Source organism: Pectobacterium versatile (assembly GCF_003932035.1).
GTDB classification, from domain to species: domain Bacteria; phylum Pseudomonadota; class Gammaproteobacteria; order Enterobacterales; family Enterobacteriaceae; genus Pectobacterium; species Pectobacterium versatile.
Map to the genome: position 1 here is coordinate 4,394,971 of NZ_CP034276.1, position 17,814 is coordinate 4,412,784.

Below are 17,814 nucleotides of genomic sequence, written 5' to 3' on the forward strand. Positions count from 1 at the left end.
AAAAAACGAAAATCAATTCCATAACCCTAAAAAGGAATCGACGCCATGACGCCACCAGAGCCAGCCAAACGCGGGAAGAAACCCAGAGCCAGTACGGGCACCACCGCGCAGCCAACCGGGCAGGTTCAGTCGCTGACCCGTGGCCTGACGCTGCTTGAATATATCGCCAAAGCAAACGGCAGCGTGGCGCTAACCGATCTCGCTCAACAGGCCGGTTTACCGAATTCCACGACCCACCGCCTGCTCACCACCATGCAGCAACAGGGCTTTGTGCGTCAGGTTGGCGACTTGGGGCTGTGGACGATTGCTTCACACGCGTTTATCGTCGGCAGCAGCTTTCTGCAAAGCCGCAACCTGCTGGCCATTGTGCATCCGATACTACGCAAGCTAATGGAAGATTCTGGCGAAACTGTCAATCTGGCCGTGCTCGATCAGACCGACAGTCAGGCGATCATCATCGATCAGGTGCAATGTACGGCGCTGATGCGCATGTCCGCCCCTATCGGCGGTAAATTACCGATGCATGCCTCTGGTGCCGGAAAAGCGTTTCTGGCGCATTTACCCGATGCTCAGGTCACTCAACTGCTGCACAAGAAAGGGCTGCACGGCTACACACCACATACCTTCAGCTCGCCACAAGCGTTGAAAGAAAACCTGTCGCTGATTCGCAAACAGGGCTATTCGTTCGATGACGAAGAGCACGCGCTGGGGCTACGCTGTATCGCAGCCTGTATTCTGGATGAACATCATGAAGCCTTCGCCGCCATTTCCATCTCTGGCCCTGTGTCGCGCATCACGGACGACCGTGTCACAGAACTCGGCGCGCTGGTGATCAAAGCCGCTAAGCAGGTCATGCAGGAATACAGTGGGTTATGAATAACGTGTATGACACGAAAGGTCTTTTGGTCACATTTTTATGCCAATCTTGGGGCAGTTTCGTGCGCGATAATACCGTCATTTTCATGCTACCTCGTAGCACGCGCCCGACACAGGGCGCTCAGTCGCCGCCGCCCTGTGTACCCAGGCTTTCGGTGGGAATTATGCCGCTGACGCGGTTCCATCGGTGTTCCTGACCGCTAGTCGAGCCGCCAGTGACGCGCTCCAGACGCGGCACTGGCTTTCGCGACGTCCTGTCGCTCACTCGGCGGTCAAACCCACCGCTGCATAATTTTTTACGCCGGATAACGGCAAAAGTCAGAACCATCCTCAGCCGTTGTGTATACCGGCTCAACACGTTGACTAAAACGCTTGCGGCGTCGGTAGGCGTAAACATCCTCAATGTGCCCGTCCCTGATGCGCTGCTGTAGTGCTCGCCAGTAGTCCGCGCAAAACAGATCGCCGTGCATTTCCTCAAATAGCGTACGAATGTGACGGTCACTGCACAGGAAATGGGGGAACTCTTCGGGAAACACGTCATTCGGCGCGACGCTGTACCACGGCTCTGCGGCCAGTTCGTCCTCTGGGTGACGTGGCGGCGGTATTTTGCGGAAATTCACCTCAGTCATGTAGCAAATTTCATCGTAGTCATAAAAGACGACTCGCCCATGACGTGTGACGCCGAAATTCTTGAATAGCATGTCGCCGGGGAAAATATTTGCAGCAGCCAGCTGTTTGATGGCATTACCATACTCTTCAATCACATCGTGCAGCTGCTGTGCGTTTGCCTGTTCCAAATAAAGGTTCAGCGGCGTCATCCGGCGTTCCATATACAAATGTCGGATCACCAGTTGGTCGCCCAGATCCTCCAGTTTTTCCGGCACCTCCCGCCACAGCTCATCCAGCAACTCTGGACTGATGCGATGCTTATCAATGACGAAGTTTTCATATTCCTGCGTATCCGCCATGCGCCCGACGCGATCGTGCTCTTTCACCAGTTGATAGCACGCCATGACCCGCTCGGCGCTCACCTCTTTCTGCGGCGCGAAACGATCTTTGATGACCTTAAATACGCGATCGAAGGAAGGCAGCGTAAACACCAGCATCACCATACCTTTAACGCCGGGGGCGATAATGAATTGCTCTTTTGATTCGGCAATGTAGTGCAGATATTCGCGGTAATACTCAGTTTTACTGTGCTTCTGGCAGCCGATGGCCAGATACAGCTCCGCTGTCGTCTTCCCCGGTAAAATATCACGCAGCCAGGCCACCAGCGCCGACGGCAGGGGGGCATATACCATGAAGTAAGAACGGGCGAAACCAAACACAATGCTCGCGTCAGCCTGATTGGTTAAGCAGGTATCAATAAATAGCGCACCGCGTTCGTTGTGGTGAATCGGCAGCAGGAACGGGAAAACACCGTCAGGGAGCGACAGTTTGCCCACCAGCCAGGCCGCTTTGTTACGATAAAACAGCTCATTCGCCACCTGTAACGTCGCGTGCTCAAGCTGCTCCGTTGAGAAAGTGCGCTGTAAATACGCCGTGATATAACCAATATCACGCGGCAAATCTTCCCACGGCAAACGCAGCGGCACGTCATCCAGCAGCTTTTCCAGCATGCTCTGCCAGCCGTCAGTGGGCAAAAACGTCTTGGCGATAGGCCGGGGGATCTCACGAAATCGCTGTTCCGGCTGAGAACTGAAAACAAACAGTTTGTCAGGTGCCAGTTCCCGATGATTAAACAGCCGACAGTAGACGGAATTGAAGAAACTCTCAGCAATCTCAAAACGCGGGTAATCCGGCAGTAAGCGGGTGTAGATATGTTTCACGCGAGCCAAAAAATCCGCATCATCGCAGCGAATACCGGTAATACAGCGCAGCTGTTCGACCACCAGACCAACATGGTGATCGTATAAGTGAATACGCTGTTTCATTGCCTGTTGTACAGCGGACCAGTCAGCCTGTTCAAAGCGCTGCTGCGCCCCCGCTGTCACTTCGAGAAAACGTCCATATTGCGCATCAAACCCTTGCAGGATCGTTTGCGCCACCAACTTTTCAAGGTCACGCGTCATCATGATCTCCAGATGAGACCCGGCCAGCCAAACGCTGACCGGGTAGGATCAGAACTGCTGTTCTTCCGTCGATCCCGTCAGCGCCGTCACTGAAGACTCGCCTCCCTGAATGATGTTCGTTACCTTATCAAAGTAGCCAGTCCCGACCTCCTGCTGATGCGATGAGAAGGTATAGCCGTCTTTAATCGCTTCAAATTCAGGCTGCTGCACTTTTTCTACGTAGTGCCTCATCCCTTCGCCCTGCGCATAGGCATGCGCCAGGTCAAACATGTTGAACCACATGCTGTGGATGCCGGCCAGCGTAATGAATTGGTACTTGTAGCCCATCGCCGACAGCTCATCCTGAAAACGCGCAATCGTGCTGTCATCCAGATTCTTCTTCCAGTTAAAGGAAGGCGAACAGTTGTACGCCAGCAGCTTACCGGGGAATCTTGCATGGATGGCCTCGGCAAAACGACGCGCCAGCGATAAATCCGGCGTTGACGTTTCGCACCACACCAGATCGGCATAAGGCGCATACGCCAGACCACGTCTGATTGCCTGCTCGATCCCGGCTCGCGTGCGATAGAAGCCTTCCACCGTACGTTCTCCGGTGATGAAATCACGGTCATACTCATCGCAGTCGGAGGTCAACAAATCCGCCGCATCCGCATCGGTTCGCGCGACCAGCAAGGTGGGGACACCCAAAACATCCGCAGCCAGACGCGCTGCAACCAGCTTCTGAACGGCTTCCTGAGTCGGAACCAGCACTTTGCCGCCCATGTGGCCACATTTCTTCGCCGATGCCAGTTGATCTTCAAAGTGAACTGCAGCCGCGCCCGCTTCAATCATCGACTTCATCAGCTCAAACGCATTAAGCACGCCACCAAACCCCGCCTCCGCATCCGCAACAATCGGCAGAAAGTAGTCGGTATAACGCTTATCACCCGGCTCAATGCGGTTCGACCACTGAATCTGATCGGCGCGCCGAAAGGTATTATTGATACGTTCAATCACCGCGGGTACGGAATTCGCTGGGTAGAGCGACTGGTCGGGATACATGCTGGACGCCAGATTGGCATCCGCCGCCACCTGCCAACCGGAAAGATAAATCGCTTCGATGCCCGCTTTCGCCTGCTGTAAAGCCTGTCCTCCCGTCAGCGCGCCCAGACAATTAACATAGCCTTTGCGTGAGTCACCATGCAGCAGGTTCCATAGCTTTGCCGCGCCGAGCTGCGCGAGCGTGCATTCCGGGTTCACCGATCCCCGTAGATTAATCACATCTTCTGCGCTGTAGGGGCGCGTAATACCTTCCCAGCGAGCGGTTTTCCACTCTTTTTCGATATGCTGGACTTGTTGGGTACGAGAGATCGTCATAGCAGAGGTTCCTTTTTATTATCAGTCAGGATTAATCAAGCAATGCGTAGCCAGGTAGCGTCAGGAAGTCGATCAGCTCATCTTGCGTGGTAATTTGCTCCATTAGCCGAGCGGCTTCATCAAAGCGCCCTCCGCTGAAACGGGCATCACCGAGTTCCTCTTGAATCACGAACATCTCTTCAGCCAGCATTTGGCGGAACAGCACTTTGGTGATCACACGACCATCGCTCAACGTCTTGCCGTGGCGAATCCACTGCCAGATTGAAGTGCGAGAAATTTCTGCCGTCGCCGCATCTTCCATCAGTCCATAAATCGGGACGCAGCCATTACCGGATATCCATGCTTCGATGTACTGCACCGCAACGCGGATATTCGCGCGCATCCCCACTTCCGTGCGATCTCCCGAGCAAGGCTCCAGCAGCTCTTCTGCACGAATAGGCGCATCGTGTTCACGGCTGATATCGAGCTGATTTTTACGCTCACCTAACGCCCGATCGAACACCTCCATCACGGCATCGGCCAGCCCCGGATGGGCCACCCAAGTGCCGTCATGGCCATTGTGAGCTTCCAGCTCTTTGTCTTTACGTACCTTATCCAACACCCAGTTATTGCGTTCCGCATCCTTACTTGGGATGAACGCCGCCATCCCGCCCATGGCGAACGCACCGCGACGGTGACAGGTTTTGATCAACAGCCGCGAATAAGCACTAAGGAAGGGTTTTTCCATCGTCACCGACTGGCGATCGGGCAAAACGCGGTCGCTGTGGTTCTTTAATGTTTTGATATAGCTGAAGATATAATCCCAGCGGCCGCAGTTCAGCCCAACGATATGATCGCGTAGGTGGTAGAGGATCTCGTCCATCTGGAAAACGGCGGGCAACGTTTCAATCAACACCGTTGCTTTGATCGTCCCGCGCGGCAGATCAAAACGATCTTCCGTGTAGCAGAAGACATCGTTCCACCAGGCCGCTTCCTGCCATGACTGCGTCTTTGGCAGATAGAAATAAGGGCCACTTCCTTTCTTCAGCAGTTCCTGATAGTTGTGGAAAAAATACAGCGCGAAGTCGAACAGGCTGCCGGGAATCGCTTCCCCCTGCCAGGACACGTGCTTTTCTGGCAAATGCAAACCGCGTACCCGGCAAATCAATACGGCAGGATTGGGTTTCAGCTGGTAGATTTTTCCTGTTTCATTGATGTAGGAAATCGTACCGCGTACGGCATCACGCAAGTTGATTTGCCCGTCGATCACTTTTTCCCAACTCGGTGACAACGAATCCTCAAAGTCCGCCATGAAAACTTTCACGTTGGCATTCAATGCGTTGATCACCATCTTTCGTTCGACCGGACCGGTAATCTCAACACGACGATCCTGAAGGTCATCGGGAATACCGCGTATTGTCCATGTCTTATCACGAATGGAAGCCGTTTCTGAAATAAAATCAGGCAACTTACCCTGATCGATACTACGCTGTTGTACCTGCCGCTCGGCGAGTAATTGATTACGAGCTGGCGTAAAATGCGCGACCAACTCAGTTAAGAAATCAATCGCTTCTTCCGTAAGAATTTGCTTCTCACCTTCGCCAAAACGCTGACTAAACGCCAATTCTCTGTTTATTGTCTGCTGCATCATTCGTGGTTCCTTTTCAGATTCCGCTTCATTTATCAACAACCGCCAAATCGGCAAATCAGTATGTACATTTCTTAGCCGACAGGATTAAGCGTAATACAATAAAAAACAAAATCAAAAACAATTTCCATTTTAATAACAAAGTAAAAATAACCTCATGATAAAAATGAAAATTAAAATCAAAAAGGAAGAGAAATAACTTTCACTAACCAACAGAAATGAAATGATTCAGTACAAAAAAGAAAGGCACCCTTGAAGGTGCCTTAGAGAAAAGAAGGGGAACGGGTTAGTCCAGCGTAGGATTCATCCGGCGTAAATCGTAAGGCGTAATCTGGTAAACATAGTAATTCAGCCAGTTAACAAAAAGCAGATGCCCGTGGCTACGCCAGCTCGCTTTCGGTGCCAGTTCAGGATTGTCATCGGGGAAATAATTTACTGGCACAGTCGGATCCAATCCGGCGTCACAATCGCGGAAAAACTCACCCGCTAGCGTCAAGACATCATACTCTGGGTGTCCGGTAACAAACGCCAAACGTTTATCTTTGCTGGCAAACAGGTAAGCACCAGCCTGCTCCGACTCAACCAGAATCTCTAAATCCGTATGCTGACGAATTACATCGGCCGGAAAATCCGCATAGCGTGAATGTGGTGCCAGGAACGTTTCATCAAAACCGCGGGTCAGCAAAGCGTGGGGTTGTAACGTTTGGTGCAAGTAAACGCCAGATAGCTTTTCCTTGCGGGTCATCTTGGGAATGCCGTAGAGGATATTGAGAGCAGCCTGTACAGCCCAACACACGAATAATGTGGAGGTAACATGCTCTTTTGCCCATTCGATAACACGTGCGATCTGCGGCCAATAGACAACATCACAGAAATCGACCAATCCCAACGGTGCACCGGTCACAATCAAGCCATCAAAATTTTCGTCCTGAATATCGTCGAAATTGCAGTAAAAGTTATTCAAATGCTCGGTTGGCGTGTTCTTCGACTCACGGCTATCGATACGTAGCAGTTGGATATCGATCTGTAAGGGGGAGTTAGATAACAGGCGCAGAAACTGGTTTTCAGTCTCGATCTTTTTAGGCATCAGGTTCAGAACCAGCACTTTGAGGGGACGAATTTCCTGCGTTTTAGCACGCGAGGACGTCATCACAAAGACGTTCTCATTACGCAGAAAATTGACAGCTGGTAACTCATCAGGAACCCGAATTGGCATAACCTTATATCCTCAAAGCATACGTTTAAACGTTTAGACATCCAGATGCCCGAAGATAGCGAGTTTTCGTACTAATGTCGAGCGCTCAACGCATAAGGTGAAAATGTTTCACTGTGTCCAGAGAACGAGCCACATGCTTTATCTTTTTTTCCTTGCCAGTTCAATAAGTTCTGCATCGACTAACGCCTGAGAGCTTTCTATTACAATCAATCGCGCCCTCGGTGAAGCAGCTACGGCTATTTCCTGAAGAATACGTTCCTCAACCTGAGACAATCCACCCTCATTCATTTCAAGAGCATGAATAATCAGCACATCCTGACCAAATTTAAACCAGCTACGTTTTATAAACTTGTCGGCTAAATCTTGAAGAACTTTCTCTGCACGAAAAAAATCAGCAACCAGTAAGCGTGAATTACTAAAAACCTGGCTGGAATCACTTAGCTCCTGAGACGTTTCAGGATCACGAACAACCATTTTATTCTTACGGATCTGGATATATAAGATCGTCATTTATTTCCCTATATTTATTATTCCGTATGGGTTTCTACGTACAAACGGTGAGCAAATCTTTGCAGCTAACACCAAAAATTTCCCATAGCAAAAAGCCCCTGTCTTTCGACAGAGGCTTTCCACTTGTTTGATGCCTGGCAGTTCCCTACTCTCACATGGGGAAGCCCCACACTACCATCGGCGCTACGGCGTTTCACTTCTGAGTTCGGCATGGGGTCAGGTGGGACCACCGCGCTATCGCCGCCAGGCAAATTCTGTTTCATTCCAACCGTCATGCTTCGCTTTCGCTCTCGCATAACCATCAGAACCAATCCTAAAACAAGCTGATTATCAAAATCTCTCTGAGTCCATCTCAAAACACCTTCGGTGTTGTAAGGTTAAGCCTCTCGGGTCATTAGTACTGGTTAGCTCAACGTATCGCTACGCTTACACACCCAGCCTATCTACGTCGTAGTCTTCAACGGCCCTTCAGGGGCATCTAGTGCCCAGGGAAGACTCATCTCGAGGCAAGTTTCCCGCTTAGATGCTTTCAGCGGTTATCTCTTCCGCACTTAGCTACCGGGCAATGCAATTGGCATCACAACCCGAACACCAGTGGTGCGTTCACTCCGGTCCTCTCGTACTAGGAGCAACCCCTCTCAATCTTCCAACGCCCACGGCAGATAGGGACCGAACTGTCTCACGACGTTCTAAACCCAGCTCGCGTACCACTTTAAATGGCGAACAGCCATACCCTTGGGACCTACTTCAGCCCCAGGATGTGATGAGCCGACATCGAGGTGCCAAACACCGCCGTCGATATGAACTCTTGGGCGGTATCAGCCTGTTATCCCCGGAGTACCTTTTATCCGTTGAGCGATGGCCCTTCCATTCAGAACCACCGGATCACTAAGACCTGCTTTCGCACCTGCTCGAGCTGTCACTCTCGCAGTCAAGCTAGCTTATGCCTTTGCACTAACCTCCTGATGTCCGACCAGGATTAGCTAACCTTCGTGCTCCTCCGTTACGCTTTGGGAGGAGACCGCCCCAGTCAAACTACCCACCAGACACTGTCCGCAACCCGGATCACGGGCCCACGTTAGAACATCAAACATTAAAGGGTGGTATTTCAAGGTTGGCTCCACGCAGACTGGCGTCCACGCTTCAAAGCCTCCCACCTATCCTACACATCAAGGCTCAAGGTTCAGTGTCAAGCTATAGTAAAGGTTCACGGGGTCTTTCCGTCTTGCCGCGGGTACACTGCATCTTCACAGCGAGTTCAATTTCACTGAGTCTCGGGTGGAGACAGCCTGGCCATCATTACGCCATTCGTGCAGGTCGGAACTTACCCGACAAGGAATTTCGCTACCTTAGGACCGTTATAGTTACGGCCGCCGTTTACCGGGGCTTCGATCAAGAGCTTCGCCTTGCGGCTGACCCCATCAATTAACCTTCCGGCACCGGGCAGGCGTCACACCGTATACGTCCACTTTCGTGTTTGCACAGTGCTGTGTTTTTATTAAACAGTTGCAGCCAGCTGGTATCTTCGACTGATTTCAGCTCCATGAGCAAGTCACTTCACCTACCATCAGCGTGCCTTCTCCCGAAGTTACGGCACCATTTTGCCTAGTTCCTTCACCCGAGTTCTCTCAAGCGCCTGAGTATTCTCTACCTGACCACCTGTGTCGGTTTGGGGTACGATTTGATGTTACCTGGAGCTTAGAGGCTTTTCCTGGAAGCGTAGCATTGGTTACTTCATCACCGTAGTGACTCGTCATCACGCCTCAGTGTTAATGACGACCCGGATTTACCAAAGTCATCCACCTTCACGCTTAAACCGGGACAACCGTCGCCCGGATAACCTAGCTTTCTCCGTCCCCCCTTCGCAGTAACACCGAGTACAGGAATATTAACCTGTTTCCCATCGACTACGCTTTTCAGCCTCGCCTTAGGGGTCGACTCACCCTGCCCCGATTAACGTTGGACAGGAACCCTTGGTCTTCCGGCGTGCGGGTTTTTCACCCGCATTATCGTTACTTATGTCAGCATTCGCACTTCTGATACCTCCAGCAACCCTCACAGGCCACCTTCGACGGCTTACAGAACGCTCCCCTACCCAACAACACCTGAGTGTCGCTGCCGCAGCTTCGGTGCATGGTTTAGCCCCGTTACATCTTCCGCGCAGGCCGACTCGACCAGTGAGCTATTACGCTTTCTTTAAATGATGGCTGCTTCTAAGCCAACATCCTGGCTGTCTGTGCCTTCCCACATCGTTTCCCACTTAACCATGACTTTGGGACCTTAGCTGGCGGTCTGGGTTGTTTCCCTCTTCACGACGAACGTTAGCACCCGCCGTGTGTCTCCCGTGATAACATTCTTCGGTATTCGTAGTTTGCATCGGGTTGGTAAGTCGGGATGACCCCCTAGCCGAAACAGTGCTCTACCCCCGAAGATGAATTCACGAGGCGCTACCTAAATAGCTTTCGGGGAGAACCAGCTATCTCCCGGTTTGATTGGCCTTTCACCCCCAGCCACAAGTCATCCGCTAATTTTTCAACATTAGTCGGTTCGGTCCTCCAGTTAGTGTTACCCAACCTTCAACCTGCCCATGGCTAGATCACCGGGTTTCGGGTCTATACCCTGCAACTTAACGCCCAGTTAAGACTCGGTTTCCCTGCGGCTCCCCTATACGGTTAACCTTGCTACAGAATATAAGTCGCTGACCCATTATACAAAAGGTACGCAGTCACCCTGATTAATCAAGGCTCCCACTGCTTGTACGTACACGGTTTCAGGTTCTATTTCACTCCCCTCGCCGGGGTTCTTTTCGCCTTTCCCTCACGGTACTGGTTCACTATCGGTCAGTCAGGAGTATTTAGCCTTGGAGGATGGTCCCCCCATATTCAGACAGGATGTCACGTGTCCCGCCCTACTCATCGAACTCACAATTTGTGCATTTTTGTGTACGGGACTATCACCCTTTACTGTGCGACTTTCCAGACGCTTCCACTAACACACAAACTGATTCAGGTTCTGGGCTCCTCCCCGTTCGCTCGCCGCTACTAGGGGAATCTCGGTTGATTTCTTTTCCTCGGGGTACTGAGATGTTTCAGTTCCCCCGGTTCGCCTCATTACGCTATGTATTCACGTAATGATAGTGTGTCGAAACACACTGGGTTTCCCCATTCGGGTATCGTCGGGTATAACGCTTCATATCAGCTTACCGACGCTTATCGCAGATTAGCACGCCCTTCATCGCCTCTGACTGCCTAGGCATCCACCGTGTACGCTTAGTCGCTTAACCTCACAACCCGAAGGTGTCTTTGATAAATCAAAGCCACTGTCGCGCTGCGATTATTTGAGAGACTCATTGACACACTGATACACCATTCATACCCGCAGGTACCAATGCATGTTCAGCTGTCATGTTTCAATTTTCAGCTTGTTCCAGATTGTTAAAGAGCAATATCGTAAACATGACTCCGAAGAATCATCTTTAAGATATTCATGATAATGTCTTTCACTCATTATCGGATTGGCGTCCCCAAGGGGATTCGAACCCCTGTTACAGCCGTGAAAGGGCAGTGTCCTAGGCCTCTAGACGATGGGGACACGAAAAATCCGTACCGAATCAGAAATTCGGCACTATCGTGTCAGCATGAGTTTACACTCATCGCATCAACAGGTGCGCTTGCTCAGTATTTTCATCAGACAATCTGTGTGAGCACTTCACTTAACACACATCTTCTTGGTAAGGAGGTGATCCAACCGCAGGTTCCCCTACGGTTACCTTGTTACGACTTCACCCCAGTCATGAATCACAAAGTGGTAAGCGCCCTCCCGAAGGTTAAGCTACCTACTTCTTTTGCAACCCACTCCCATGGTGTGACGGGCGGTGTGTACAAGGCCCGGGAACGTATTCACCGTAGCATTCTGATCTACGATTACTAGCGATTCCGACTTCATGGAGTCGAGTTGCAGACTCCAATCCGGACTACGACGTACTTTATGAGGTCCGCTTGCTCTCGCGAGGTCGCTTCTCTTTGTATACGCCATTGTAGCACGTGTGTAGCCCTACTCGTAAGGGCCATGATGACTTGACGTCATCCCCACCTTCCTCCGGTTTATCACCGGCAGTCTCCTTTGAGTTCCCGACCGAATCGCTGGCAACAAAGGATAAGGGTTGCGCTCGTTGCGGGACTTAACCCAACATTTCACAACACGAGCTGACGACAGCCATGCAGCACCTGTCTCAGAGTTCCCGAAGGCACTCAGCTATCTCTAGCTAATTCTCTGGATGTCAAGAGTAGGTAAGGTTCTTCGCGTTGCATCGAATTAAACCACATGCTCCACCGCTTGTGCGGGCCCCCGTCAATTCATTTGAGTTTTAACCTTGCGGCCGTACTCCCCAGGCGGTCGATTTAACGCGTTAGCTCCGGAAGCCACGCCTCAAGGGCACAACCTCCAAATCGACATCGTTTACAGCGTGGACTACCAGGGTATCTAATCCTGTTTGCTCCCCACGCTTTCGCACCTGAGCGTCAGTCTTTGTCCAGGGGGCCGCCTTCGCCACCGGTATTCCTCCAGATCTCTACGCATTTCACCGCTACACCTGGAATTCTACCCCCCTCTACAAGACTCTAGCCTGTCAGTTTTGAATGCAGTTCCCAGGTTAAGCCCGGGGATTTCACATCCAACTTAACAGACCGCCTGCGTGCGCTTTACGCCCAGTCATTCCGATTAACGCTTGCACCCTCCGTATTACCGCGGCTGCTGGCACGGAGTTAGCCGGTGCTTCTTCTGCGAGTAACGTCAATCGATAAGGTTATTAACCTTACCGCCTTCCTCCTCGCTGAAAGTGCTTTACAACCCGAAGGCCTTCTTCACACACGCGGCATGGCTGCATCAGGCTTGCGCCCATTGTGCAATATTCCCCACTGCTGCCTCCCGTAGGAGTCTGGACCGTGTCTCAGTTCCAGTGTGGCTGGTCATCCTCTCAGACCAGCTAGGGATCGTCGCCTAGGTGAGCCATTACCTCACCTACTAGCTAATCCCATCTGGGCACATCTGATGGCGAGAGGCCCGAAGGTCCCCCTCTTTGCTCTTGCGAGGTTATGCGGTATTAGCTACCGTTTCCAGTAGTTATCCCCCTCCATCAGGCAGTTTCCCAGACATTACTCACCCGTCCGCCGCTCGTCACCCAGAGAGCAAGCTCTCCTGTGCTACCGCTCGACTTGCATGTGTTAGGCCTGCCGCCAGCGTTCAATCTGAGCCATGATCAAACTCTTCAATTTAAGATTTGTTTGATTTGCTGAACTCGTCAGCGATGCTCAAAGAATTAGTAACTGTTCATTCGTAATGAATTTTACTGTTGTTCACTCTTCAAGACTTTTTATATCGTTTAAGATACGGTCTTGTGAGTGCCCACACAGATTGTCTGATTAAATTGTTAAAGAGCAATGCGTTGCGGTCTTAACCACTTCGCGAGGTGGCGTATATTACGCTTTTCACCTTCAGAGTCAACGCTTATTTTAAAGTGTTTTCTCTTTCTTTATCGACCCGGTTGTGTGTTCACAGCGCCGTGTCGATGGAGGCGCATTATAGGGATCCGTTTTCGTTACACAACAACTTTCTTGATCTTTTTTTCTGTTCGCGTGTTTTTCGACCCTTTCGATGAGATCTTACTCGATCCACGCCACTTTTCAGTTGCCGACATCCCATATCTGTCGATATTTTGTCTAATAACGAGTAATCAGTATGTGGCAAATAACTACGAGGCTGTCGATGAGTACAAAAACATTCCGTCGTTATAACGGTATTTCTCCCGTTTTAGGCGAAAGAGTCATGGTCGATCATTCCAGCGTGGTGATTGGTAAGGTAACACTAGGCGATGATGTCGGCATATGGCCTCTTGTCGCCATACGAGGTGATGTTAACTACATTACTATTGGTGCAAGGAGTAATGTTCAGGACGGATCTGTACTTCACATCACCCACTGCTCAGAGAAAAAACCAGAAGGTAATCCACTTATTATTGGTGAAGACGTCACGGTAGGCCATAAAGCGATGCTGCACGGTTGCCAAATAGGAAATCGGGTTTTGGTCGGAATGGGATCAATACTTCTGGATGGAGCGGTTGTTGAAGATGACGTCATGATTGGCGCTGGTAGCTTGGTCCCCTCAGGAAAACGGCTAGAGAAGGGGCATCTATACCTCGGCAGCCCAGTCAAAAAAATTCGACCACTAACACAAGCAGAAATAGAGGGATTGATTTACTCGGCAAACAACTATGTTCGTTGGAAAGATGAATACCTTGCTCAGGACAACGAGTAACAACCTTCATCATCCCATTCTTCAGCAACGATCATTTGTTCCAGTTCATCTTCAAGATCCCATCGATATTCCCTGAACAGTGCCAGCCACCGTTCAGGGCTATCACCGCCATAACGTTGCTGGAGCTGCTCCGCGCTCACTAAACATTCCTGCTGAAAGCCATTCACTAAAACGGGAAAGCGGATCGCCATGACCTTATCATCCCAGCTTTCACGATCGGGGAACTGGATCGCCTGATTCATTTAGCAAGATCCTGCTTTAGTAAAGCAATCACTGGCTCCACGTCCGGCATAACACCATGCCAAAGTTTAAACGCATGTGCCGCTTGCCCCACCAGCATTCCCAAACCATCTGCATAATGGAGAGCGCCATGCTGTACGCACCATGACAAAAAGGGGGTTAGCTGTGGCAGGTAAAACATGTCATAACAGCACGTTTCCGGCGAAATGAGTTCTGGCGGTAAGTTAGGAACGCTGTCGTACATACCAGAAGATGTGGCGTTGATTATCAGATCGAACGACTGCCCCTGTAAATCATCGAAAGCAACAGCGTGAATATCACCAATATCACGGAAGATCTTAGCTAAGGCATCGGCCTTGGAAAAGGTCCTATTCGCCAGCACCACTGTACAGCCATAAGCCAGCAGAGGTTGGATAACACCCCGCGCCGCACCACCTGCACCAACCAGCAAAACACGATCCAACGGCTTCACCAGCGCCAATCGTTGTAGATCGCTGAGCAAACCGATGCCATCGGTATTATCAGCAAACAGGCGACCGTCGCTCAATCTCTTCAATGTATTGACCGCCCCCGCAAGCGCAGCACACTCGCTACACTCATCGGCTTCGGCAAAGGCCAGCTCTTTAAAGGGCGCTGTCACATTCGCTCCACCAGCACCATCACGAAAATACTGGCGCAGCATCTGCTCAAAATTATCCAGAGGCGCTAACACGCGCTGGTACGTCAACGTTATCCCCGTCTGTGCAGCAAATAGCTCATGTATGCGAGGTGATTTACTATGCGCAATCGGATTACCAAAAACCGCAAAAGACGTTACTTCAGACACGTTCCTCTCCAACTTGTCGTTACCCCTGACGAATAAGCTCGCCTGTTAATACATCCCTGATTTCTGATGGGTTCATTCTTCCACCTACGTCCCCAACTAGCACAGGAAAATCATCACCAAACTGCTGAGAGACTTCCTGAGCAGTACGGCAGGGCGGTTGACCACTTAAATTGGCACTGGTCGACACCAACGGTTTACCGTAACGCTGGCATAGTTCCTTGACTAGCGGATGGTCACTAACACGCACCGCAAGCGAAGAAAATTGCCCTGTTAGCCACTGCGGAGTCGTGCGTTTTGCTGGCAATACCCAAGTAACCGGACCTGGCCACGTGGAAAACATCACAGCCTTCTGCTCATCGGATAACGCACTGTCATCAATATAAGAAGCCAGTTGGCTAAAATCTGCCGCAATCAGGATCAACCCTTTTTGCCAAGGGCGTTGTTTTAACGCCAGCAGGCGATTAACCGCCACTTCACTATCAGGATCGCATCCCAGCCCAAATACCGCTTCAGTCGGGTACGCAATAACCTGCTCGTTGTGTAATTCCCGCAAAACGGGGATCATTAGTTCATCAGACACATCACTCATTCTTATCAACTTCTGCCGCTATCGGTTTTCCACATAATTTACTGGCACAAAATAGCTTAATGCCTTGTGCCGTTTTTTTCTCAAACAATAAAGCGTAATGGCAAGAAGGACATTCACCCGCTACCGGCTTATGGTTTAACGTAAACTGGCAATCGGGATAGCGATCGCAAGAATGAAACACCTTGCCGTAGCGAGATTTACGCTGCAACAGCGTGCCTTCATTACACTGTGGACATCGAATCGCCGTTTCATCAGGGCGATCGATAGTCTCGGTATGATGGCATTCGGGGTAATTGCCACAGCCGATGAACATCCCATAACGACCTTGTCGTAAGACCAAGGTCGACTGACAAAGCGGACATTGCTGCCCATCTAACACTTTGACAATATGTCCGTCAGCTTGTGCTTTCAGCGGGCGAATGAACTCACATTCTGGATACGCAGAACAGCCAAGAAATGGGCCGTGCCGACCAGAACGGATAACCAGCACTGACCCACAGTCTGGACATATTTCCTGTTTTTTTTCAGCAAACAGTGCAGGCTTAGCCATTCGAACTGTTATTCCTCTGGCTATTGCACATAACCGTCATTGACCTCAAAGAGTAATTCTTCCATTTGCTGATAAGCATTCTCACAACCTGGTACATTGAAAAGCACCATGAGAATGACCCACTTCAGATCTTCCAGATCAAACTCCTGCGTTTCCAACGCCATGACGCGTTCAATAATCATTTCCCGCGTTTCAAGGTTCAGAACCTGAATTTGCTCAAGGAACAATAAAAAGCCACGACATTCCGCATCAAGACGCAGCACCTCATCCTGCGTATAGATCCGCATAGCCAGAGGATCGTTCGCTAAATAAAGCGGCGCAGTCTGCCCTTCCTGAATATCGGCCAGTTTTTCCAGCCAACTCAACGCGCTATAGATATCGTTACGATGGAATCCAGCGCGGGTGAGGTCATCAGTTAACGTATCCTGATCGACACGCATTTCAGTTTCATTGTGGATGTAACTCTCAAACAAGTACATGAGTACGTCGAACATGGCCTGCCCTCCTTAATCGGACATAGCCGCCGGGTACTGCTGCGATCCACCCTGCTAACTCCAGCTCTAATAGCTTAGTGACTATCTCTGGCACAGGTTGGCCGGCACGTTCAGCGACAACGTCAACAGGTGTAACCTCATCTCCTACGTTAGCCAACACGTCGGCAAATGGCAATTCGCCATCCTCTTCTTCGTTAGAAATAGTTTGTCCGCTTTGCATCGGTAGCCACTGCAATTCACTCACCAACTGTTCAAGAATATCTTTCGGATGTGTAACTAGACTGGCCCCTTGCTGGATCAGCCAGTGTGTCCCCTCAGTCATAGGGTTACCGATAGGCCCCGGCAGAGCAAAAACTTCCCGTCCTTGTTCCAAAGCATAACGCGCTGTAACCAACGACCCACTGCGGATAGACGCTTCAATGACCAGGACACCCAGCCCTAGCCCGCTGATAATACGATTTCTTCTGGGAAAGTTGGTTGGGAAAGGCGGCATAGCGAGGGGAAATTCGGAAACCAGCGCGCCACCATCACCACAAATACGTTCGGCAAGCTTAGCGTGCCGCTTAGGATAAATATTCTCCAGTCCGCTTCCCAGCACGGCAATGGTTCTCCCTCCCGTATCCAAAGCGGCACGATGAGCAATACCATCAATGCCAATCGCTAGCCCGCTTGTCACCGTGAGTTCATTTGCGGCCAGCTCCTGAGCAAAAAAGCATCCCCAGCGTTCACCGTAAGCACTGTTCCCCCGGCTACCAATAATCGATATTTGTGGCGATGCCAGCAACTCAGGAGAACCAGAAACAAAGAGCAGAAGCGGAAAATCACGAATATTGCTCAGCAGAAAGGGATACAAGGCATCTTCACACGTAACGATATGGTGATTGGGGTAAGACAACCAATTGAGTGTTCCTTCCAGAATCTTACGATCATAGGTACAGAATTGGGCTATTTGAGCATCAGACAGGCCTAACGCTCTCAAGGTCTCGTTATCGAACGTGTTTAAATCAATAAGCTTTCTGACAATCGCCCGGGCACGCCTGACACCGAGGTGCCGTACGCCCGTCATACGTAGCCAGATTTCCGTTGATAGCATCGGCGTCCCTTACTCAACTCTGTTCAGATAAGTGCTGCAATTCAGTGCTGATG

General features: G+C 50.7%; 13 protein-coding genes, 1 tRNA gene and 3 rRNA genes. 2 read left to right on the top strand and 15 right to left on the bottom strand.

Annotated elements, in window-relative coordinates:
- The first annotated feature begins 45 nt into the window (after positions 1-45).
- Positions 46-876: a glyoxylate bypass operon transcriptional repressor IclR gene (gene iclR, locus EIP93_RS19840; protein ID WP_010310516.1), complete on the top strand. Its 831-nt coding sequence runs from the start codon at positions 46-48 to the stop codon at positions 874-876.
- Positions 877-1,172: 296 nt separating this feature from the next.
- Here iclR and aceK read toward each other — a convergent pair whose 3' ends face one another.
- The 9 genes from aceK to EIP93_RS19885 all read right to left on the bottom strand — a co-directional run bounded on the left by aceK (position 1,173) and on the right by EIP93_RS19885 (position 12,930).
- Entirely contained in the window at positions 1,173-2,948 is a 1,776-nt protein-coding gene (gene aceK / locus EIP93_RS19845; protein ID WP_125233366.1) for a bifunctional isocitrate dehydrogenase kinase/phosphatase, read from the bottom strand.
- A gap of 48 nt (positions 2,949-2,996) precedes the next feature.
- Positions 2,997-4,304: an isocitrate lyase gene (aceA, locus tag EIP93_RS19850; protein ID WP_125233173.1), complete on the bottom strand. Its 1,308-nt coding sequence runs from the start codon at positions 4,302-4,304 to the stop codon at positions 2,997-2,999.
- 31 nt (positions 4,305-4,335) lie between these two features.
- A complete protein-coding gene (gene aceB / locus EIP93_RS19855) occupies positions 4,336-5,934 on the bottom strand; it encodes a malate synthase A (RefSeq protein ID WP_040032147.1) in 1,599 nt (532 codons plus the stop codon).
- A 283-nt stretch (positions 5,935-6,217) separates the two neighbouring features.
- Positions 6,218-7,147, bottom strand: coding sequence for a homoserine O-acetyltransferase MetA (metA, locus tag EIP93_RS19860; RefSeq protein WP_040032149.1), 930 nt, complete (start codon positions 7,145-7,147; stop codon positions 6,218-6,220).
- A gap of 138 nt (positions 7,148-7,285) precedes the next feature.
- Positions 7,286-7,657 (bottom strand): YjaA family stress response protein, encoded by a 372-nt coding sequence (locus EIP93_RS19865; protein ID WP_103861975.1) that lies wholly within the window; start codon positions 7,655-7,657, stop codon positions 7,286-7,288.
- A 132-nt stretch (positions 7,658-7,789) separates the two neighbouring features.
- Positions 7,790-7,905: ribosomal RNA gene (gene rrf / locus EIP93_RS19870) — 5S ribosomal RNA — on the bottom strand.
- A gap of 125 nt (positions 7,906-8,030) precedes the next feature.
- Positions 8,031-10,940, bottom strand: a 23S ribosomal RNA gene (locus EIP93_RS19875).
- Between the two features lie 232 nt (positions 10,941-11,172).
- Positions 11,173-11,248: transfer RNA gene (locus EIP93_RS19880), tRNA-Glu, on the bottom strand.
- A 140-nt stretch (positions 11,249-11,388) separates the two neighbouring features.
- Positions 11,389-12,930, bottom strand: a 16S ribosomal RNA gene (locus EIP93_RS19885).
- The 16S, 23S and 5S rRNA genes sit together here with 1 tRNA gene alongside, the layout of an rRNA operon.
- A 490-nt stretch (positions 12,931-13,420) precedes the next feature.
- On the opposite strand from EIP93_RS19885, the gene EIP93_RS19890 reads away from it, so the two are divergent.
- Positions 13,421-13,969 carry a gamma carbonic anhydrase family protein gene (locus EIP93_RS19890; RefSeq protein ID WP_103972398.1) on the top strand — a complete coding sequence of 183 codons (549 nt, stop codon included), beginning with the start codon at positions 13,421-13,423 and terminating at the stop codon, positions 13,967-13,969.
- Here EIP93_RS19890 and EIP93_RS19895 read toward each other — a convergent pair.
- From EIP93_RS19895 to dprA, 6 genes are read right to left on the bottom strand one after another with little or no spacing between them, the layout of a single operon-like run.
- Positions 13,954-14,211, bottom strand: a complete 258-nt coding sequence (locus tag EIP93_RS19895; protein ID WP_125233174.1) for a DUF1488 family protein — start codon at positions 14,209-14,211, stop codon at positions 13,954-13,956. The two genes, EIP93_RS19890 and EIP93_RS19895, sit on opposite strands and share 16 nt — an antisense overlap.
- On the bottom strand, positions 14,208-15,035 hold the full coding sequence (gene aroE, locus EIP93_RS19900; RefSeq protein WP_125233175.1) for a shikimate dehydrogenase: 828 nt from the start codon (positions 15,033-15,035) through the stop codon (positions 14,208-14,210). The genes EIP93_RS19895 and aroE overlap by 4 nt, the downstream gene beginning before the upstream one ends.
- A gap of 19 nt (positions 15,036-15,054) precedes the next feature.
- On the bottom strand, positions 15,055-15,624 hold the full coding sequence (gene tsaC / locus EIP93_RS19905) for an L-threonylcarbamoyladenylate synthase type 1 TsaC (protein ID WP_103863034.1): 570 nt from the start codon (positions 15,622-15,624) through the stop codon (positions 15,055-15,057).
- Entirely contained in the window at positions 15,617-16,174 is a 558-nt protein-coding gene (locus EIP93_RS19910) for a DNA topoisomerase family protein (RefSeq protein ID WP_125233176.1), read from the bottom strand. The genes tsaC and EIP93_RS19910 overlap by 8 nt, the downstream gene beginning before the upstream one ends.
- 20 nt (positions 16,175-16,194) lie before the next feature.
- Complete coding sequence (locus EIP93_RS19915) at positions 16,195-16,668, bottom strand: DUF494 family protein (RefSeq protein ID WP_039508516.1); 474 nt, start codon at positions 16,666-16,668, stop codon at positions 16,195-16,197.
- The gene (gene dprA / locus EIP93_RS19920) at positions 16,640-17,761 is read right to left on the bottom strand and encodes a DNA-protecting protein DprA (protein ID WP_125233177.1); all 1,122 of its coding nucleotides are present in this window, start codon (positions 17,759-17,761) and stop codon (positions 16,640-16,642) included. Before dprA ends, EIP93_RS19915 begins: the two co-directional genes overlap by 29 nt.
- Positions 17,762-17,814 lie beyond the last annotated feature (53 nt).